Origin of the sequence: Arsukibacterium sp., assembly GCF_033721375.1 — a bacterium.
In the GTDB taxonomy this organism is placed as follows: Bacteria; Pseudomonadota; Gammaproteobacteria; order Enterobacterales; family Alteromonadaceae; genus Alishewanella.
Genome location: NZ_JAWWAP010000005.1, coordinates 175,426 through 197,358, shown reverse-complemented (window position 1 = coordinate 197,358; position 21,933 = coordinate 175,426). Strand labels below are relative to the sequence as shown.

Annotated in this window: 15 protein-coding genes; all 15 read left to right on the top strand. The window is 48.3% G+C overall.

Annotated elements, in window-relative coordinates; genetic code table 11:
• Positions 1-7 precede the first annotated feature (7 nt).
• The 15 genes from R3187_RS09390 to R3187_RS09320 all read left to right on the top strand — a co-directional run bounded on the left by R3187_RS09390 (position 8) and on the right by R3187_RS09320 (position 21,898).
• Positions 8-1,606: a dihydrolipoyllysine-residue acetyltransferase gene (locus R3187_RS09390; protein ID WP_318966538.1), complete on the top strand. Its 1,599-nt coding sequence runs from the start codon at positions 8-10 to the stop codon at positions 1,604-1,606.
• 91 nt (positions 1,607-1,697) lie between these two features.
• Positions 1,698-3,158 (top strand): AAA family ATPase, encoded by a 1,461-nt coding sequence (locus tag R3187_RS09385; RefSeq protein WP_318966536.1) that lies wholly within the window; start codon positions 1,698-1,700, stop codon positions 3,156-3,158.
• 33 nt (positions 3,159-3,191) lie between these two features.
• The gene (locus R3187_RS09380; protein WP_318966534.1) at positions 3,192-5,030 is read left to right on the top strand and encodes a protein kinase domain-containing protein; all 1,839 of its coding nucleotides are present in this window, start codon (positions 3,192-3,194) and stop codon (positions 5,028-5,030) included.
• A gap of 152 nt (positions 5,031-5,182) precedes the next feature.
• Positions 5,183-5,656, top strand: coding sequence for a GAF domain-containing protein (locus R3187_RS09375; protein ID WP_318966533.1), 474 nt, complete (start codon positions 5,183-5,185; stop codon positions 5,654-5,656).
• Entirely contained in the window at positions 5,653-5,991 is a 339-nt protein-coding gene (locus R3187_RS09370) for a hypothetical protein (protein WP_318966532.1), read from the top strand. The genes R3187_RS09375 and R3187_RS09370 overlap by 4 nt, the downstream gene beginning before the upstream one ends.
• Before the next feature lie 7 nt (positions 5,992-5,998).
• The gene (gene proQ, locus R3187_RS09365; RefSeq protein WP_318966529.1) at positions 5,999-6,742 is read left to right on the top strand and encodes an RNA chaperone ProQ; all 744 of its coding nucleotides are present in this window, start codon (positions 5,999-6,001) and stop codon (positions 6,740-6,742) included.
• 17 nt (positions 6,743-6,759) lie between these two features.
• Positions 6,760-8,784 carry a carboxy terminal-processing peptidase gene (gene prc, locus R3187_RS09360; protein ID WP_318966528.1) on the top strand — a complete coding sequence of 675 codons (2,025 nt, stop codon included), beginning with the start codon at positions 6,760-6,762 and terminating at the stop codon, positions 8,782-8,784.
• Positions 8,785-8,875: 91 nt separating this feature from the next.
• The gene (locus R3187_RS09355; protein ID WP_318966527.1) at positions 8,876-10,207 is read left to right on the top strand and encodes a sodium-dependent transporter; all 1,332 of its coding nucleotides are present in this window, start codon (positions 8,876-8,878) and stop codon (positions 10,205-10,207) included.
• A 75-nt stretch (positions 10,208-10,282) separates the two neighbouring features.
• Complete coding sequence (nhaC, locus tag R3187_RS09350) at positions 10,283-11,752, top strand: Na+/H+ antiporter NhaC (RefSeq protein ID WP_318966526.1); 1,470 nt, start codon at positions 10,283-10,285, stop codon at positions 11,750-11,752.
• A gap of 78 nt (positions 11,753-11,830) precedes the next feature.
• Positions 11,831-14,413, top strand: a complete 2,583-nt coding sequence (pepN, locus tag R3187_RS09345) for an aminopeptidase N (RefSeq protein WP_318966525.1) — start codon at positions 11,831-11,833, stop codon at positions 14,411-14,413.
• Entirely contained in the window at positions 14,410-14,634 is a 225-nt protein-coding gene (locus R3187_RS09340; RefSeq protein ID WP_318966524.1) for a DUF2835 family protein, read from the top strand. Before pepN ends, R3187_RS09340 begins: the two co-directional genes overlap by 4 nt.
• 319 nt (positions 14,635-14,953) lie before the next feature.
• Positions 14,954-17,035: a DUF1302 domain-containing protein gene (locus tag R3187_RS09335; RefSeq protein WP_318966522.1), complete on the top strand. Its 2,082-nt coding sequence runs from the start codon at positions 14,954-14,956 to the stop codon at positions 17,033-17,035.
• Between the two features lie 16 nt (positions 17,036-17,051).
• Positions 17,052-18,413 (top strand): DUF1329 domain-containing protein, encoded by a 1,362-nt coding sequence (locus R3187_RS09330; RefSeq protein ID WP_318966521.1) that lies wholly within the window; start codon positions 17,052-17,054, stop codon positions 18,411-18,413.
• Between the two features lie 124 nt (positions 18,414-18,537).
• Complete coding sequence (locus R3187_RS09325; RefSeq protein WP_318966519.1) at positions 18,538-19,578, top strand: WD40/YVTN/BNR-like repeat-containing protein; 1,041 nt, start codon at positions 18,538-18,540, stop codon at positions 19,576-19,578.
• Between the two features lies 1 nt (position 19,579).
• Positions 19,580-21,898 carry an efflux RND transporter permease subunit gene (locus R3187_RS09320; protein ID WP_318966518.1) on the top strand — a complete coding sequence of 773 codons (2,319 nt, stop codon included), beginning with the start codon at positions 19,580-19,582 and terminating at the stop codon, positions 21,896-21,898.
• The last annotated feature ends 35 nt before the right edge of the window (positions 21,899-21,933 follow it).

Here is a 21,933-nt window from a genome sequence, read left to right as displayed (position 1 = left end):
AGATGGCATGAAACAGGATTTTATACTGCCGGATATTGGCGAAGGCATTGTCGAGTGCGAAATTGTTGAATGGCTGGTTAGCGAAGGTGACACGATAAAAGAAGATCAGCCGGTTTGTGATGTGATGACCGACAAAGCGCTGGTACAAATTCCGGCAGTGCACAACGGTGTGGTCAGTAAGCTGTATTACGCCAAGGGTGAAATAGCCAAGGTGCATGCACCGTTATTTGAAATGGAAATTGCCGACGGCGCAGCAGCCAGCGAAGAAAAACCGGCAGCTGAGAAAGCACAAGCCGCAACGGCGCCAGCTCAGCACAGCACCAGTGCAGATGCTTCCGGCAGTCGCAGTGAAGACTTTATTCTGCCAGATATTGGCGAGGGTATTGTTGAGTGTGAAATTGTCGACTGGCTGGTTGCTGAAGGCGATACCATTGTCGAAGATCAGCCGGTTTGTGATGTGATGACTGACAAAGCGCTGGTGCAAATTCCGGCGAAATACTCCGGCGTGGTCAGTAAGCTGTATTACGCCAAAGGCGACATTGCTAAAGTACACTCGCCGTTATTTGCGATGCAGGTAAGTGGCGAGGCAACGGCTGGCGCCTCACAAGCTGCCTCCACATCGGCTGAAAGTGCCGGGCAAAACAAAGCCGCGCTGGCAAAGCCCGATAATACTACTGCAGTTAATAGCGGTAAGGCATTAGCCAGCCCGGCGGTACGCCGACTGGCCCGTGAGCTTAGCATTGATTTAGCGAAGGTGCAGGGCTCGGGTGATAAAGGCCGGGTTTACAAAGAAGATGTTAAAGCGTTTGCTGAAGGTAACGGTAAGCCGGCAACCGCAGGCAAAGCTGAAACTCAAGCTTCAGCGACAACCGCTGCGCCGGTTCAGGGCAACGCCCAGGCTGAAGACAGAGTTGAGCCTATTAAAGGTATCAAGGCGGCAATGGCGCGGCAGATGGCCGATTCAGTGGCGACTATTCCGCACTTTACCTATTGCGAAGAAATTGACTTAACTGAGCTTATCGCCCTGCGCTTAAGCCTGAAAGACAGTTATGCCAAGCAAGGCGTGAAGCTGACCATGATGCCGTTTTTTATGAAGGCCTTGTCACTGGCGATTAAAGACTTCCCGGTAATGAACAGCCAACCTAACAGCGATTGCACTGAGTTGCGCTATTTCAGTGAGCATAACATTGGGGTAGCGGTAGACTCAAAAGTGGGCTTACTGGTACCAAATGTTAAAGGCTGTCAGGCGAAATCGATTGTTGATATTGCCCGCGAGCTTGGTCGTTTAACCGATTCGGCCCGTGAGGGCCGGGTAAGTCCGGCAGACTTAAAAGCAGGCACTATTACTATTTCCAATATTGGCGCTATTGGCGGCACTGTTGCCACCCCGATTATCAATAAACCGGAAGTTGCGATAGTGGCCCTCGGTAAAGTACAGACCCTGCCGCGCTTTAATGCCAAAGGTGAAGTGGAAGCCAGACAACTTATGCAGATAAGCTGGTCAGGCGATCACCGGATCATCGATGGTGGCACAATTGCCCGCTTTACTAATCTGTGGAAGCAGTATCTGGAACAACCGTCATCGATGCTGGTAAACATGATTTAAGCAGTTGGCAAGTGTAAGCGTTTCTGATAAAAACCCACGATAGCAGTGGGTTTTTTTATGGCTGGCTTTGCAGCCGGTACAGGGATTACAGATGTACGAATTTGAAGATTTAAGAGTGCTGGTGCAGGCCAAAAGCCCGTTAATTATTATTGAAACCTATGAAGAGCTGCGGGCGCTGGCATTGATAAAACGGCTGGCGGTAAATTTAATGCGGCCGGTGTTTCAGTGGACCATTACCGACGGGCTGCAACGTACCGATCGTGACAGCAGCCCGCAAGCTTTTAATACCGAGCCGGCCCAGTTGCTGGCTCAGATAAAAGGGACCCGCATTCCCGGCATCTATGTGCTGTGCGACTTTCATCCGTTTTTAACAGAGCCACGAAATATCCGCTTTATCAAGGAAATTGCCCAGGCGCATGACAGCCTTGGCCACACTGTTATTTTACTGAGTTACGCCTTAGATACGCCGCCTGAGCTGGCGCGGTTAAGTTATCGTTTTCAGTTATCGCTGCCGGGCGAGCAGCAGATCCGGCAAATGATCAATGAAGCGGCCGGCAAATACAGCCGCGAGCATGGTCATTTAGCTGAGATGGCGCCGGCGGATGTAAATGCACTGGTCAGTAATTTACATGGCCTGACATTTGATGAAGCTAAACGCCTGGCATACAAAGCAATAGCAGATGACGGCGCGATAACCGGTGCTGATATCCCGCGGATTAACCGGGCGAAATTTAATATGCTGCAAACCGCCGGTACCTTAAGCCAGGTGTTTGATACCAAAAGCCTTGATGAAGTGGTTGGCCTGCCGAATTTAAAGCGTTGGTTAAAGCAGCGAGAACAGGCGTTTAAACAAAATGGCCGGGATACCCCCAAAGGCATTTTGCTGACCGGGGTGCAGGGTACCGGTAAAAGCCTGACGGCAAAAGCGATAGCCGGCGGCTGGGCGATACCGTTACTGCGACTGGACATGGCAGCCCTGTATAACAAATACATTGGTGAAACAGAGAAAAACCTGAATCAGGCGCTGGCCCAGGCAGATGCGATGGCGCCCTGTGTGCTGTGGATTGATGAAATTGAAAAAGGCCTGGCTGGTGGCGATAACGACAACGGCGTTACCCGGCGGATTTTAGGCAGTTTACTAACCTGGATGGCCGAGCGAAATAAACCGGTTTTTCTGGTGGCTACCGCTAACAATATTGAAGAACTGGCGCCGGAGCTATTGCGAAAGGGCCGGTTCGACGAAATATTCTTTGTTGATTTACCGGATGAGCAGCAAATTAAAGCGCTGCTGAGCCTGCATTTACAGCGTCGTCAGTTAAGCCTGAACGATGCTGAGCTAAGCCAGTGCGTGGCGTTAGCGCAGGGGTTTTCCGGAGCAGAACTGGAGCAGGCGGTGGTCAGTGCCAGTTACCGGATGCACAGCGACGGCGGTGGTTTCAGCTTACAGCATTTACTGGCGGAACTGGCTGAAACGCAGCCGTTGTCAGTGGTTATGGCTGAGCGGGTTGCCCGCTTACGCCAATGGGCAGCCGAGCGCTGTGTTATCGCCTGATGTTTGGCCCTTGCTATCGGCAACAGGATACCTATGCCTGATAAATCTGATAAAAGCGCATTGCGTAATTTTTATATCCCGGAAGAGCAGTCGGTATATTTACTTAATGCCAACGATGCCAAAAAACTGAAAGACTGGGTGGCATTGTGCATTGATGAGCTGGAAAAGCTTGGTTATCGCCAGATAGAACTTATCGGTAAAGGTGCCTATGGCTTTGCTTTTGCCGGTTTCGGCCAGGATGGTGTGTCTTATGTATTTAAATTCTCCAGAATTAATTTAGCCCAGCATATTCAGGAACGCCTTGCTGATGAAGCTTATATGTTGTCGCTGGTGAAACATCCTGCCATCCCGTCTTACATTACCTATCAGGTGATAAAAAAACAGGGCATTTTAATGATGGGCCGGGCCAGCGGCCTCGATTTGGAACAATACAGTCTGAAAGTAGGGCGGTTGCCGGTACGGTTAATTATCGACATTGCGGTGCAGTTAGCTCAGCTGTTGTTATTTTTACGCCAGCAACAAATAGACGGTAACAGTGCGCCGATAGTTCATGGCGATATCAAGCCATCAAATCTGGTGTTTGATGAACAAACCGGCAAAATCAGCCTGATTGACTGGGGTTCGTCAGTCCATGCCCAGCTGGACAGCCAGGGCCAGTTTCTGGCCAATAATGTAATGCAGCTGATGTCGGCTGATTTACAGCATTCCAACGCCCGGATGGGCGATGTATATTTTATCGGGCCTGAACAGCGGGCAGGGGCGTTATCCAGCCCCCGGTTTGACGAACAGGGGGTTGCCAGTACTTTATACGCGCTGGCATCAGCGCAGTCCTGCCGGTTTGGCCGCCAGGCGATACCGGCGCGAAGCCTGGGTCTGCCGGTTGAATTTGCCACGATGCTTGACAGTATGCTGGCCGATGATCCGTTGTTGCGCCAGCAGGCCGGTGATTATTTTATCAGCAGAATGCCGCAGCTAAGCCGGTTGGTATTGCCGCCGCTGCGCTTATTGAGCGACATGCCATTGCTGCCGGTTTGGTGCAGTAATCAGAGCCAGCAGCTTGATACAGTGGTTTATTCGTCGCGAAAATCGTTTTTACGGGAGCACCAGGAAGATGCAAACCTGCATTATGTCGATGATGTGCAACTGGAGCGTTATTATAAGAATTATCTGGAAGGCATGGGCGAAACGGAGAAAGCCTTTATTGCAGCAGTAGGCCGGCTGGCGCGTTATCCGGTGGTAGGTGGCCTGGCTATTCACTGGCAGGCAAGCGGTGTCTATATCGACTCCAGTTTAAATCTGTACAATAGCGAGCTTAAAATCGCCTTTAATCATGCCGTTAATAATGTGGTTAATCTGGCACGAGCCATTGGTAAATTAGGCGTATTTAAAGCCTGTTTATTTGATGCTCGCAATACGATCCATATCAGCCGCGACAGCACAGAGCAGCCGTTTGTGGTACCCGCTGGCGCAGAAATACACTATCAGGCAGCGCCGGTGTTAAGTCAGGAAGAGGCCAGCAAACAGCATTCTTATTTTGAAGATGGTAAAGATCCGGATGAGCAGCTGGTGCTACCGGAAGCCATTATGGACGATATCGCCAGATTAAACCTGATCCGCCATACCGGCTGTATTATTTTTGAAGTGACCCCGCTGTATATGAAAGTGCATAGCTACTATCGTTTACTCGACAATACGGCTGAACCGGAATTTGCAGCATTACTGCAAAGCATTCTGGCCAAAGTGCCGCTGATAAGCGGTGAGGGGGTTGGCGGCTTTATGAAACTGCCCTACAAAGATACCCGTTTTTTTGAGCATCAGCCGCAAACTGCCGCCTGTTATTATCCGCCGAATCCGTTGCAATTCGCGGACTGAAACCGCGGGTTGCACGAATTATCAGCAGTTTCATTAATTCTGTGCAGAATTCATGCTGATCGAGGCAGTCTTTCACACTAAAAAGGTTTAAATTAAGTGGCAAACCAAGTAATGTAGTGCCTTTGATACCTGTAAGTTGAAACCGCAAACCGATGTCTAGCGAAAAACACACTCAATACGACTTGCTGTTACAGCAGGCGCAGGCGCTCATTGCCGATGAATCTGATGTAATAGCCAATATGGCCAACCTTAGTGCCCTGCTATATAACAGTCTGCCAGATTTAAACTGGGCTGGCTTTTATATTATGCGTGCTGGTGAATTAGTGCTGGGACCGTTTCAGGGCCAGGTTGCCTGTGTCCGGATCGCGGTAGGTAAAGGCGTGTGTGGCACCGCCGTTGCTACTGGTGAGGTGCAACTGGTGGAGGATGTACATCAGTTTGCCGGACATATTGCCTGTGACGCTGCCAGCAATTCAGAAATTGTGATCCCGGTGCGATATAACAACGCTATTGTTGCAGTGCTGGATATCGACAGCCCGCTACTGGCACGATTTGATAGCGTTGATAAGCAACATTTAGAGTCCTTAGTTAAACTGCTGGAACAGCGGTTGTCCGGGGCCATATGAAAGACGCACTGACCGTTCAGGATTATTTATTGCACGAATCTGAAGTAGGTGACTGGGATGGTGAAGAAGAGCTGGTAACCGATAAAATTAACAGTATTATTCACGCTGTCTGGGACGCCTTACCCGATGATCTGGCAACGGAACAGATTGAGCGGATAATGCCGCAACTCTGGCAGCAATTAGGTAATGATACTGTGCTGCTTGATGTTGATGAACATGAACTGACCGGTTGGGCTTTGGTCTATATGCGGCAACAAATTGAACTGGGCATTGATGATGCTGAAGCTGCAAATGCAGAACAGCCAGAAATCAGTGCAGATGATGAAGAAGAGTGAAATTTTAATGACAACCTCCACTGAAGCGTTAACGACTGCCGATACCCCTGCGTCAGAGCATGAAACGACGGCCAACCCGAGTGAAACCAGAAAATTGGCCAATGTGAAAGAAGTACTGGCCTATCTGGCACAGCAGTTTCCTTTATGTTTTAGTGTTAAAGGGGCAGCAAAACCGCTGAAGATTGGTATTTTTCAGGATCTTGCTGCCGAACTGGAGCAGGATAGTCTGGTAAGTAAGACTCAGTTGCGCCAGGCGCTGCGGGTATACACCTCAAGCTGGCGCTATCTCGAAGCAATCCAGCCCGGGGTTGCCCGCGTAGATCTGAAAGGTGAGCCCGGTGAGCAGATTGATCAACAGCAAGCTGATCATGCGCTTAACACCCTAACGGACAGTAAGCAGAAAGCTGCTGAAGTTCGTAAAGCACGGATAGCAGAGCAAAAAGCCAAAGCGAAGCCTGCTACTGACAAACCTGCTTACAAAAAAAAGCCGAACAAAACGGCAAATAACAGCTCTAACAGCACTAAGCTAAGCAGTAAAGCAGTGACTAAGCCTGTTACCCCGGCGGCAACAGCACCTGCTTTACAAGCTGTAGCGAACGAGCAACTTAAAGTAGGCGCTGGTGTACTGGTAAAATTAGGCCAGTCACCGATGACCGCGACCGTACTTGAAGTGCATAAAGACGATGTGACCGTGCAGCTGACGTCTGGAATGGTGGTCAAAACCCACCGGGACAGTTTGTATCAGGCCTGAGAAATACAGAGTAGCTTATGAAAAAATTATCCATTTTAGCGGCAAGTTTGATGATGGCTCTGGCTGTGCATGCCGAGCCCGAAAAATCTGAAGAGAGTTTAGTGTTGCCGGTGGTGGCACAGGCCTCTCATCACGCAACAGCCAGCAAAAGGATAACAGCGCTGTTTACCCGCGGCCATTACGTACCGGTACAACTTAATGATGAGTTGTCAGGTCGCATATTTGATATGTATTTGAAAAATCTGGATTACTACCGGAATGTGTTACTGAAATCAGATGTTGATGCCTTTGAGCGCTATCGTGAAGAATTTGACGATGGACTAAATAAAGGTAATTTAAACTTCGCGTTTGACATGTTTAATCAGACGCTGCAACGCCGTGCTGAGCGTTTTGATTTTGCAATAAGTTTGCTGGCACAGGATTTTGACTTTAGCAAAGACGATAGCTACCAGTATGATCGGGAAGATGCACAATGGCCTGCCGATCAGGCTGAGATGGACGAGCTATGGCGGCAACGGGTTAAGTTTGATGCATTAAATTTGAAACTGACCGGTAAAACCGATGATGAAGTCAGAGAGATCCTGACCAAACGCTATCGCAATAGTCAGAAGCGTCTCAGTCAGACTAACAGTGAAGATGTCTTTCAGTTAGTGATGAACTCATTTGGCCGGGCTATTGAGGCCCATACCTCGTATTTATCGCCACGCAATGCCGATCGTTTTCAGCAGGAAATGAATTTGTCGCTGGAAGGGATCGGTGCTGTGCTGCGGGCGGAAGAAGACTACACCGTTATTCAGAGCCTGGTGCCAGGTGGTCCGGCTGATCAGACTCAGAAGCTGAAACCTAAGGATAAAATTATTGGGGTTGCTCAGGATAGCAAAGATTTTGTCGATGTTATTGGCTGGCGGCTGGACGATGTTGTTGACTTAATTAAAGGGCCTAAGGGCAGCACAGTGCGCTTGCAGGTATTAGGTGGCAGTGACATTGCTGCCAACAAATCAGAGGTTGTCACCATTGTCCGGGATAAAATCCGGCTGGAAGACCGTGCAGCCAAAGCTGAAGTGCTGGATCCGAAGCTATATGAGTTTGAACAGAATATCGGCGTTATTAGTATTCCCGGTTTTTACAATAACCTCGCTGAAGATGTGAAAAAGTTGCTGGTTGAGTTAAAAGAACAGCAAGTTGATGGCATTGTAATAGACCTTCGAGGCAATGGCGGCGGCTCGTTGCAGGAAGCCACCTTGCTGACCGGACTGTTTATTGACCGCGGACCAGTAGTTCAGATCAGACAGGGCGACGGTAAAGTCACTGAGTCACCCGATACGGATGGTGTAAGTTACTATGAAGGGCCGCTGACAGTATTAGTAGACCGCTACAGCGCTTCAGCATCTGAAATTTTTGCCGCTGCAATGCAGGACTATGGCCGGGCAATAATAGTCGGTGAGCAAACCTTTGGTAAAGGCACAGTGCAACAGCATCGTGGCCTGGGCCGGATTTACGATATGTTTGAAGAACCGTTAGGTAGTGTGCAATATACCATTGCCAAATTTTACCGGATTAACGGTGGCAGTACCCAGCATCAGGGCGTGATCCCGGATATTCATTTCCCAACGGCGATTGACCCGGCGGAGTGGGGTGAAAGTAAGGAGCAACATGCTTTACCCTGGGACTCTATTCCACCGGCGAACTTTGCCAGTGTTAATGATATCCAGGAACTGGTACCGGTTCTGCTGGAAAAGCATCAGCGGCGGATCAGCAAGGAAAAAGAATTTTCTTATCTGTTATCTGATATCAGTGATTATCAGAAACGTCAGGATGAGAAAACGGTTTCATTAAAAGAAGCCGTGCGGATCAGTGAGCGTGACAAAGAGAAAGCAGAGCAACTGGCCCGGATAAACGAACGGTTGGAAAGGTTTGAGCTTGAAAAGGTCGAGTCAGTGGATGATGCACCAGAGCTTATCAGTGAGCTGGATCCTTTTCTGGAGGAAGCCGCCAGTATTACTGCCGATTTGCTGATGGTTAGCCGGCTGGCGAAAAAATAAACTTACGTTAATAATAACCAACAAAAAAGCGGTATTCATTACCGCTTTTTGTTAGGCTCAGCCAAATAAATAATAATTATAAAGGTTTACTATGACAACACGGGGTGTATTTTCATCAAGGCTGGGGTTTATTCTGGCCGCTTCTGGTTCGGCAGTAGGTTTAGGGAATGTCTGGGGCTTTCCGTCTCAGGTTGCCAGTAATGGCGGTGCGGCTTTTGTACTGATGTATCTGATTCTGGCTTTTGTGCTGGCTTACCCGGTACTGATGGCGGAATTGTTGATTGGTCGGGCAACAGAATCAAACGTGGTGGATGCGCTAGGAAAAATATCCCGTGGACCGGCAGGCAGGGTCGTTGGGATCTGGGGTATCGTTACAGTTTCACTTATTTTAGCGTTCTACGGTATTGTCGGCGGCTGGATGCTGTCGTATACCCTGGAGGCCCTGGCCAGTTTAGCCGGTTTTGACCAGCTGGCGAGCTGGCTTATATCTTCATCACTCTCACGTAATATTTTATTTTGTGGTCTGTTTATGCTGCTGACGGTAGGTATTGTCGGTGGCGGGGTGGTTAATGGTATTGAACGTTGGTCAGTACGGTTAATGCCGACTCTGTTTGCGCTGATGTTACTGCTGTTTGGCTATGTTATGACTCAGGATGGGGCGTTAGAGGGGTTGAAAGTCTACTTACTACCCGACTTCAGCGAAGCGCTTAACCCCAATTTACTGATTAGCGCTATGGGGCAGGCCTTTTTCTCGATGTCGCTGGGCGTCGGCACCATGTTAATTTATGGCTCCTACGTCAGTCATAAAGAAAATCTGCCCCGGTTAGGTGCGGCTGTCGCTCTGGTTGATATCGGTGTGGCGGTACTGGCTGGTTTACTGATTATTCCGGCCATGTATGTTGCCTTGCATAACGGCGTTGAGATTTTTGCTGCCAATGGTCAGCTACTGGCTGAAGATACCCTGATCTTTACGGTACTGCCGTCGTTGTTTACGTCAATGGGCTCAGTCGGGCTTATCGTTGCCTGTGCGTTTTTTCTGCTGATGTCGATAGCAGCGCTGACATCCTCTATTTCTATGCTCGAGGTACCGGTTTCATACGTTGTTGAAAACCGTAGGGTTAGTCGTCATAAAGCGGTCTGGCTGATTGCCGCTATTATTTTTTCGCTCAGTGTAGTTATTCTGCTTAACTTTGAAACCTTGTTTGGTTTGGTTATTGCCCTGACCACACGCTACAGCCAGCCACTACTTGGCTTGATGCTTTGTATTTTTGCCGGCTGGGTGTGGCATCGGGATAATATTCTGGCTGAACTTAAAAAAGGTGATGCAGGCGCCGCACACAGCTGGTTCTGGCGGATCTGGCCCTGGTATGTCAGGTTTGTCTGCCCGGTAATTATTTTGCTGATGTTTTATCGGTCGCTGTAAGTGACAACAAAGACCATCCATCAATAATAACAACAGAAGGCGCTGCAGGCGCCTTTGCCTCCTGGAGCAATATTAATGACTGAAAAACATCCCAGTTTTCTGGATGCTGCCTTGCCGCTTATTGTGCTGATCATTTTGTTGTCAGCATCGGTTTATCTGTTTGGTAGTGATTCTTCTTATGGGCCAAACCAGATTGCTTTGTTTGTTGCCACGGCAGTAGCGGTGATAGTTGGTCTGAAAAACGGTTACAAATGGCAGGTGATGGAACAGGCCATGGTTAACGGTATTTCTTTATCGCTTGGTGCTGTGCTGATATTGCTGTCAGTTGGGGCGTTAATTGGCACCTGGATGTTATCCGGTACCGTGCCGACTTTAATTTATTATGGCTTACAGTTGTTAAACCCAAGCTGGTTTTATGCGGCCAGTTGCTTATTATGCGGTATCGTGGCAATGAGTATTGGTAGCTCCTGGACCACAGCGGCGACCATAGGTGTGGCGCTGATTGGTGTCGCCTCGGGTCTGGGGCTATCGCCTGCGATCACTGCCGGCGCCATAGTATCGGGCGCTTATTTTGGCGATAAACTGTCACCTTTGAGTGAAACAACTAATCTGGCGCCGGCAGTAGCCGGCGCAGAATTGTTTGAACATATCCGGCATATGCTGTGGACCACAGTACCAAGCTATATCCTGGCGTTAATTCTGTTTACTATTATTGGTTTTAATACCGATATTGCTGCTGACTTTGCCCGGATTGAGCAAATCAGCACAGTATTGCAGCAGCACTTTGCGATCAGTCTGGTATCTCTGGTGCCGTTGCTGGTATTACTGGCAATGGCCATAAAGAAAGTACCGGCATTTCCAACCGTGTTTATTGGTGCATTGCTTGGAGCAGTTTGGGCTGTATTTTTCCAGCAGGAATTGCTGGCGCAACTGGTCGATGACTCGCTGCCAGCTTTCGTTGGTGTTTTCAAGCTGGTCTGGCATACGTTTTATGCGGGTTTTACCATAGAGACCGGCGATAGTAATTTAAATGACTTACTAAGCGGTGGCGGCATGGCCAGCATGCTCAATACCATCTGGCTGGTGTTCTGTGCCATGATGTTTGGTGCCACTATTGAAAAAATTGGTTTGTTGCGTAAATTTGTTCAGTCTATTTTATTCTTCGCCCGCAGCACCGGTTCCCTGATTACCAGTACTATAGCCACGTGTTTTGTGACTAATTTACTGACGGCAGATCAGTATATGTCGATTGTAATGCCCGGCCGGATGTTTAAAGAAGAGTATGAGCGCCGTGGCCTGGCGCCGGTCAATTTATCACGGTCACTGGAAGATGGCGGTACGATCACCAGCCCGTTAATACCGTGGAATACCTGCGGTGCTTATATGCATGGTGTACTCGGCGTCAGTCCGCTTGACTACGCTTTCTATGCATTCTTTAACTTAATTAATCCGCTGTTGTCTATAATTTATGCCTATCTGGGGGTTAAGATCCTACGATTGGCACCACCGTCCGGCATACAGCCAGCCCAGACAGTCAAAAATTAATAACATATTACTGGCCTGAGTATTGTCAGGCTTTTTATCCTGAATATCAAAGTATCTAAGCCGTTCCAGGGAGCAAGTATGAGTAGTAATTCAGCACGCAATAGCCGGCGTTTAGCCGATTACCGGCAACCGGATTTTTTAATTCCGGAAATTGAGCTGACCTTTGAGTTAGCAGCTGAAGCTACCCGGGTAACTGCAGTGATGCAGGTTAAACGTTGCAGTGACAACGTGCCTCTGGTGCTGGATGGCCAGCAGTTAGACTTGCAGAATATTGCTGTTGATGGCGTCGAATTACTACCAGAGCATTATCAACTGACAGAAGAGCAGCTGATTATTGCCAACCTGCCTGCGGAATTTAGTCTGCAGATTGTGACCCTGATTAATCCGGGTGCTAATACCGCGCTGGAAGGTTTATACCTGGCAGATGATGTCTTTTGTACCCAATGTGAAGCCGAGGGCTTTCGCCGGATCATGTACTTTCCCGACCGTCCGGATGTATTAACGGTCTACACCACTCACATTATCGCTGATCAGCAACAATACCCTTATCTGCTGGCCAACGGTAACAATATCGCGACTACACAGTTAGCTGATGGCAAATGCAAGGTGAGCTGGCATGATCCCTTTGCGAAGCCCTGTTACTTATTTGCTCTGGTTGCCGGTAACTTCGATTGTCTGACCGACAGTTTTACCACCCAAAGTGGCCGGGAAGTAAGCTTGCAATTGTTTGTTGAACCGGGGCAGCTGGCAAAAGGTCAGTTTGCCATGGCGGCACTTAAGCGGGCGATGCGCTGGGACGAAAGCCGATATAATCTTGAGTATGACTTGGATGTCTATATGGTTGTAGCCGTCGATTTCTTCAATATGGGCGCTATGGAGAATAAAGGGCTGAACGTATTTAACAGCAAATATGTGCTGGCAGACGATAGCAGTGCCACAGATAAAGATTACTTTAATATAGAGTCTATCATTGGCCATGAATATTTTCACAACTGGACCGGAAACCGCGTAACCTGCCGCGACTGGTTTCAACTGAGTCTGAAAGAAGGGCTGACCGTTTTCCGGGATCAGGAATTCAGTGCCGATATGGGCTCAGCTACTTTAAACCGGATTGATGCGGTAAAGTTAATCCGCACCGCCCAGTTTGCTGAGGATGCCGGGCCTATGGCGCACCCGATCCGGCCTGAGCACGTGCTGGAGATGAATAACTTCTATACTGTTACCGTATATGACAAAGGGGCAGAAGTGATCAGGATGCTGCAGACTATTCTTGGCACACCCGGATTTAACCGCGGCTTAGCCTGTTATCTGCAACGCCATGATGGCCAGGCCGTAACCTGTGATGATTTTGTCAGCGCAATGGAAGATGCAAACAAGGTTGATTTGCAGCAATTCCGCTTATGGTACAGTCAGGCTGGCACCCCGGTTGTCACTATTAATCAACGCTATGACAGTAATAAGCGTACTTTGCATCTTGAAATCTGTCAGCAACATACACCGACTGCCAACCAACCGGACAAGCAGGCACTGCTTATCCCGCTGCAGGTGCAGCTGCTGAGCCAGGATGGTCAGGTTAATCTGCAACATCTTATTATGCTCAGTCAGCTGACCGGGCAATTTACTTTTGAGGATATTGGCAGTGAACCGGTTGTGGTTTGGGAGAACTTCTCTGCACCGGTGAAATTACAGCAGGATTATCAGTTGCCTCAATTACTGCTGATTGCAGAGCAGGCCAGCAATGGTTTTGCCCGCTGGGATGCGATGCAGGTATTCTGGTCAAACCTTGTCCGGCAAATAGCAGAGCAGCCAGCTTCGCCGCTTGAGCTGCCTGATACACTGCTGCAGGTCATGCGCCACTGGTTGCAGCAGCCATTGGCCGATAGGGCGCTGACCGCAGAGCTATTATCCCTGCCTGACTTTGACACGTTAGCAGAACAATACGAGCATATTCCGGTAGATGCGATTATTAGTGGTTTGCGTTCGATTAAACGGCAGTTAGCGCAAGTGTTGCAACATGACTGGCTGCGCTGTTATCAGGCAGTAACCGCCGGGCCCTATCAGTACACTGAGCACGATGTCGGCGTTCGCGCACTACGAAACCGTTGCCTGAGCTATCTGGCGCTTACTGAGCAAGGTGCTGAGCAACTGAGCGGGCATTATCACAATGCTGATAATATGACCGATACGCTTGCTGCACTTTTTGCAGCACAGTACGCTGCGTTACCGGTCTTTTCTGAGTTTGCTGCTGATTTTGCCAGTAAATGGCAGCATGATATTCAGGTAATGGATAAGTACTTCTCATTAATGGCATGCGATCCAGGCAGTGCGGTATTTACTCATTTAACTAAACTCAGTATGCATCCGTTGTTTAGCTGGAAAAATCCAAACCGGGTCAGGGCGTTATACGGTGCCTTTAGTATGCGTAACCCTGAACAATTTCATCGCGCTGACGGTCAGGGTTACCGCACGCTGGCAGAGGTAGTGGCCAGGATGGACCCGATCAACCCGCAAGTAGCCGCGCGGCTGGTTACGCCGTTACTCGCCTGGCAACGCTTTAAAGACCAACGTCGCAGCCATATGCTGGCAGAGTTAAAACAACTGGCCACCACGCCTAACCTAAGTAATGATCTTTACGAGAAAATTTCGAAAAGCTTGTCATGAAACGTCAATACCTGTTCAGTGCCTTTCTGTCCCGGGAGAAATGCTTGCTTTATTATCAGGGCAGCATTCGTTATGTCGTGGTTACTGCAGATTCCGGTGAAAGGATCCAACTGGGGCTGAAGCATTTCCAACCCTATTTTTCAGCACTGGGACTGCGGGGGCGATTCAGACTGACCCTGACGGAAAACGGTGCTTTTGCCGGGCTGGAACAAATTAATTAGAGTTATTACTTTAAACGATAGATTAAAACAAAGCCTTGCAGTTTCATCTGGTTTGACCTTTAATTTCATTAGCTTATGGCGAGGTAGTTGTAAGGTTAAACCGTTGGTTAAACTGAAAACTCATTTATCTGCTGAAGCAGACGCAGCAATATGTAAAAATTGAATAAAAATCAACAGATTTACGCAAGGAGAAGCCTTGCTAACACCCTAAAATGATGTAATTATTTCCGTGATGCAAGCTGAGCTCCGAGCAGTTGGTTCAGCATAATAATTAAAAAGACACAAAACATACCTGCAGGGACAGGGGGGAGATCACAAGATGAATAGAAGGCCTAATACTTTTTATAAAAGTCCGTTAGCCTTGGGGGTTGCATCTGCATTACTGGCACTGTCCGTTGTGCCTGCTAAAGCTGCAACCTTTGACGTTGGCAATTTCCAGGTTGTATTCGACTCAACCTTTTCGTATGGCGCCAGTGTTCGTACTGAAGGGCGGAACTGGGATACAATTTCTAAAGTAAATCACCCACGTTTCGACTGGACAGGCTATAACGCGGCCACTAATGTCATTTATCAACCAGCGGATATCTGGGCTCAGCCCGGCGCCTATTCAAGTAACGGTGATGCCGGTAATCTAAACTTCGACCGTGGTGATATGTTCTCCAGTCTGTTTAAAGGCCTGCATGAATTATCGATTACCAATAACAATCTCGGCTTTTTTGGCCGTTTTATGTATTTTTACGACTTTGCCCTGAATGATGGTGATTTCGCCTATAGCAATCCACTGAGCGGTCAGCAGGTTGACCCTTGTGCAGATAAAGAATCCAGAGAACTTGCCTGTAAGGATTTCAGGGTTTTAGATGCGTATCTTTACGGCAACTTCTCGTTTAATGATGGCATGAACCCGGTTACGGTTCGGGTGGGTAATCAGGTGCTAAGCTGGGGTGAAAGTACCTTTATTCCACATGGTATTAATATTACACCGGTAGATGTCGGCATTTTGCGGGCTCCCGGTGCAGATTTGAAAGAAGCCTTTATTCCGACAGGAATGGTAACATTATCTGTCGGCTGGACCGAAAACCTGTCAACTGAGATGTTCTATCAGTACTCCTGGCAGGAGAGCTATCTGCCACCTCCGGGCACTTACTTCTCGACTAACGATTTTGCCGGCCGGGGCGGCTATGCTCAGAATATTCAGTTAGGTTTTGCCGGTAACCCGGATATTGACCTGGCGTATTTGTTGCAAAACTTAAATGGCATTGGCTCGGCAGTGGCTGCCGGTCAATTGGATCCCGCAACTGCAGCTCAGCTTTATCTGGCATATCCAACCAAAGTTGCCCTGCGTCCAACGGGTACTGATGGCCGGATTGAGCCGGAAGACGGTGGCCAGTATGGTTTGAAAATTGAGTATTTTTCACCTGACTTAAACGATACTGAATTTGCCCTGTACTACATGAACTATCACAGCCGGGTACCAGTAATCTCTGGGGTTGCCTCTGATTTCAGAAGCGCTGCTATCCAGCAGGATATTGGTTATTTAGCCCAGCAGGCTGGCAATTTAACAGCTGATAATGTCGATAATTTACTGGCGTTCTCTAAGGGCAAGCTGGAATATCCAGAAGATATCAAGCTTTATGGTTTTAGCTTCAACACCACTGTTGGCACAACCTCAGTTGCTGGTGAAATTGCTTACCGTCAGGATGATCCGCTGCAAATTGACGATGTTGAAATTCTGTATGCTGGTATGCCTGAGCAGCTGGCAAATGCCGGAATTCGACCTGACTTAGCCGGTATTTCACAGATTGGCCGGGAAATTGGAGTTAAGGTTCAACCGGGTGATCCGGCGCAGGGCTATATTTTACGTGATACCCTGCAGGCTCAGATGACGTTTACGCATTTGTTTGGCCCAACTGCCTGGCTTGCTGCTGACAACTTCACCATGCTGGCCGAAGTCGGTGGTATCCAAATCCAGGACATGCCTTCGCAAGATGTACTGCGGTTAAATGGACCGGGTACTGATCGTAGCGGCGCGCCACTGACTGGGGTGAATGGTCCTTCACAAGGCCTGCATACCGGTTTATCAGATGGTCCGGAAACCAACCCGTTCCCTACGGCATCAGCCTGGGGCTACCGTATATTGGCAAAAGCAGACTATAACAACGTTTTTGCCGGGGTAAATATGTCACAGCGGATCGTTTTTTCGCATGATGTCAACGGTATTACACCCGACCCATTGTTTATGTTTGTTGAAGACAGAAAATCAGCAGCCTACGCTGTAAGCTTTGACTACTTAAGCAAGTGGTCAGCTGAACTATCTTACAATTGGTTCTGGGGCGGTGTAGGGACTACCAATAACGTAGCCGACCGTGATTTTGTATCTTTTAATATTAAATACTCTATTTAAGGGACGAGAGCCGATTATGAAAAAACTCACCCTATTATCTTCAGCTATTGCACTGGTATTCAGTTGCAGCGCCCTGGCAAAAATCAGCGCCGAACAAGCTGCCAGATTAGGTAACGATTTAACGCCGGTTGGTGCTGAAAAAGCAGGCAATGCTGATGGTAGTATTCCAGCCTGGACCGGCGGTATTACCAGTGCACCAGCGGGTTACACTGCTGGCGATCATCATCCTGATCCATTTGCATCAGACGAAATTGTCCTAACGATAGACAAGTCAAACGTCGCAGAACACCGGCAGTTTTTAAGCCCGGGAATGATGCAGCTATTTGATATTTATCCTGATACCTTCAAGATGAATGTTTATCCGACCCGTCGTAGTGCGTCATATCCACAGTACTTTTATGATGCAACTAAAAAGATTGCCACTGAGGCTGAATTGGTGCAGGGCGGTAACGGTTTAATTAACGCTGCAATTGGTATTCCATTTCCTATTCCGGCCAATGGCCTGGAAGCGGTTTGGAACCACATCGTACGTTACCGTGGTGTGGCAGCCAGCCGTAATGGTGGTCAGGCTGCACCGACATCGAACGGAGCTTATACCGTAATCGGTTTTGATGAGCAGATCATGTTTAAATACTCTCACCCGGATGCGACAGCTGATGCGTTAGAGGCGGAAAATATCCTGTTCCGCTTTAAACAAAGTGTAACCTCACCGGCCCGGCTTGCAGGTACTGCACTGTTAGTTCATGAAACGATGGACCAGGTGGCAACACCGCGTCAGGCCTGGACTTATAATACCGGCCAGCGTCGGGTGCGTCGTGCACCAAACGTAGCCTATGACGCGCCGGGTACGGCGTCTGATGGCCTGCGGACCACCGATGATTTTGATATGTTTAACGGTTCACCAGATCGTTATAACTGGGAGCTGAAAGGCAAGCAGGAAATGTATATCGCTTATAACGATTATAAACTGCATAGCAAAGAAGCAAAGTATGACGACATTCTGATGGCCGGTCATATTAACCCCGATTATGTACGTTGGGAAAAGCATCGGGTCTGGGTAGTTGAAGCAACGCTGAAAGATGGCACCCGCCATGTTTATGGTAAGCGGGTATTTTATATCGATGAAGACAGCTGGCAGATCCACGTTGCTGACCTGTACGACAACCGCGGTGACATGTATCGGGTAGCGGTGGCGCATGGCTTGAACTATTATGAAGTACCAACCCACTGGAGTACGCTGGAAGTGTATCATGATCTGAATTCACGCCGTTATATTGCTATCGGTCTGGATAATGAAGACAGAATGTATGACTTTTCAGTTAGTCTGTCTGACAATGATTTCACCCCTGCGGCACTGCGTCGCGAGGGCACCCGTTAAGTAACATCGTTGGTTAAACGGCTGGCATTAGCCGGCCGTTTTTTTTAGTAGCGATTGCTGTCTGTAACCTTATCCGGATAGCAATCTATGTATTCAATGAATTAAAAGAGTAGTTACGCTGCCTATGTTTAATAAACTTTTCCAGGCCTGCGCTTGTTTGTTGCTAACCGGCATTCCATTTGACATCCAGGCTGACGTTAATTCTGTAGACGAGGCTAAGGCAGCGTACATCATGCCGCTCGCTGACAAGTCTTTGTTAACCGATGTGCAGCAGGTCAACAATGATTTTTTTGTAGCTGTCGGAGAGCGCGGCCACATTCTGCTAAGCACAAATGGCAATGAGTGGCAACAGGCCGCAGTGCCCGTACAAAGTATGCTTACCGCCGTCTATTTTGTAGATGAAATGCGGGGTTGGGCTGTCGGACATGATGCCGTCATTCTCGCTACCCGTGATGGCGGCACAAGCTGGCAGCTGCAGCAGTTCTTACCGCAAGAGGACAAACCGCTGCTTGATGTCTATTTCAGGGATGCTCAGTTTGGTATTGCTGTGGGCGCATATGGTTTGTTTTATAAAACCACTGATGGTGGTAGCAGTTGGGAGCAGGCGTTATTTATTGAACTGGCTGCTGAAGACGACAAAGAGTATCTGCTGGATCTGCAGCAATCCGACCCGGAAATTTATCGCGCCGAACTAAGCTCTATTTTGCCGCACTTTAACCGACTTTTTGTTGATGGCAATACCTTATATATGGTTGGTGAAGCGGGCTTTATTGCTAAAAGCAGTGACTTTGGTGACAGCTGGCAACGTATGGAAGAGTTTTACAACGGGTCACTGTTTGACTTGCATCGTACCGCTGATATGAGCTTATTGGCAGTAGGTTTACGGGGGAATGTGTTTCGCAGCGAAGATAATGGTCAAAGCTGGCAACAGATTGAACTCAGCGAGTCAGCAACCCTGAACAGTGTATTTAGTGACACACAGGGTAACATCTACCTGGCGGGTAATGCCGGCTCGCTGTTTTACAGCAATGACGATGGCCTTAGCTTTACTGAGCGGTCACAAGCTGATGGCAAAGCCATTTTAAATGGTGTGGTTCAGAATGGCTCACTGCTGCTGGTTACTGAAGTTGGCATTAAAGTATTAAAACTGGATAAGTCTGAATAATATGAGTGTAAATTCGCTGGTTAATAAAATTGAGTTTGCGTTGTTCCGTCACCGCTTCGCAGTGCTGGTTATGTTTTTACTGGTTACGGTTGGTTTACTGATAAAAGCAACCGATATAAAGCTTGATGCTGCTTTCACCAAAAATATCCCATTGCAACATGAATATATGCAGACTTATCTGGAACATGCTGACGATTTTGGCGGTGCCAACAATATTCTGATTGCGGTGTGTGATGCCAGTGGTGATATTTTTAACCCGACCTTTTTTGAAACCTTTCGGCAGGTACATGATGAAGTGCTTTATACCCCGGGTATTAATCGGGTATTAGTTAAATCGATCTTCAGCCCCAGTACCCGTTTTATTGAAGTTGTTGAAGACGGCTTTGCCGGTGGTCCTGTGATACCCGCCGATTTTGTTGCCGATAAACGCGGCCTTAACAAAGTTAAAGAAAATATTGAAAAAGCCGGGATAGTCGGCCGGATGGTAGCTGACGACTACAGTTGTGCAATGATAACAGCGCAGTTGCTTGAAATTGACTCTGAGACAGGAGAGGCCGTTGATACGCTGGAATTTGCGGCCGCACTGGAGCAGAATATCCGGGCCAAATATCAAAGTGAACAAATCAGCCTGCATATTATTGGCTTCGCTAAAATGGTTGGTGATGTGGCAGACGGCGCCAAAGGCGTAGTGTTATTTTTCCTGGTGGCCATTGGCGTTACTGCGTTGATGGTTTATTTCTTCTCCAAGTCGGTCATGCTGACTGTACTGCCGATAGCCTGTTCTCTGATCGCAGTTGTCTGGCAAATGGGTTTACTGACTATACTGGGCTTTGGCATTGACCCGATGTCAATTCTGGTGCCGTTTCTGGTATTTGCGATTGGGGTGAGTCACGGGGTGCAGATGATTAACTCCACCGGTAAGCGGGTTGCTGCCGGTATGGATGCTAAAACCGCTGCTGAGTCCAGTTTTCGGAAATTGCTGGTACCGGGTGGTGTTGCACTATTATCAGATACCGTCGGCTTTTTAACCTTACTGATCATCGAAATTGGTGTTATCCGTGAATTAGCCATTACTGCCAGCTTAGGGGTGGCGGTGATTATTTTAACCAATCTGGTTTTGCTGCCTGTGTTGATGTCCTATGTTAAATTCAGCGCAGCTTACAAAGCACGGGTCGCGGCGCCCTCAGTCAAAGCAGAAAAATTCTGGTATGCGATGTCGGCTTTCGCCACCAAACGTTTTGCTTACGGCATTCTGGTAATAACGGCCATCTTATTTGCCGCTGGTTACTGGCAGAGTCAGCAGCTTAAAATTGGCGATTTGCACGAAGGTGCACCGTCGTTGCATGAAGACTCGCGTTACAATCTTGATACTGCGTTAATTACTGACAGCTTTGCTATCTCAGTTGATTACATCAATATTATGGTTGAAACAGTGCCCAGTGCCTGTACTGAGCATGACATTATGGATCGGATTGACCAGTTTCAGTGGTTAATGGAAAACGTTTCCGGCGTACAGTCTGCAGTATCGCTGGCGTCAGTGTCGAAAACCATTAACGCAGCTTACAACGAAGGCAATCAGAAATGGCGGGTACTGCCGCGTAATACCCAGTCGTTGGTGCAGGCCACATCCAGAGTCGAAACCAGTACCGGGTTACTTAATGCTGACTGCTCAGTGATGCCGGTGATGATTTTTCTGGAAGATCACAAAGCTGAAACCATTGAGCGCGTTGTCAGTGCTGCGAAAAAGTATGGGGCGGAGCTTGGCGACGAGCAAACCCAATTTAAGCTGGCTTCAGGTCCTGCCGGGGTAATGGCTGCTACCAATGAAGCCGTAGCAGCTGCTCAGCAACCGATGATGTGGTATGTCTATGGTGCTGTAATAGTACTGTGTTTACTGAGCTTCCGTTCCCTTCGGGCAACCATCGCAGTTGTGGTGCCATTGTATGTGGTCTCGGTATTGGCAATGGCGCTGATGACGAAACTACAAATTGGCTTAACAGTATCAACCTTGCCGGTTATTGCCCTTGGCGTCGGTATTGGTGTCGATTATGGTATCTATATTCTGTCCAGTATGAGTCAGTTACTACGCGATGGTATGCCGCTGCGTCAGGCCTATTTTGAAGCCCTGAAAGAGCGGGGCAGTGCAGTGCTGTTTACCGGCATTACTCTGGCGATAGGCGTAAGTACCTGGGTATTTTCAGCGTTAAAGTTCCAGGTAGATATGGGAATTCTGCTAACCTTTATGTTTTTGGTCAACATGCTGGGGGCAATAGTGGTACTTCCGGCATTAGCCGCTGTTTTATGGCGGAATAATCGTTAACTACAGAAATTTATTTCTGCATGTTTAAACACGAA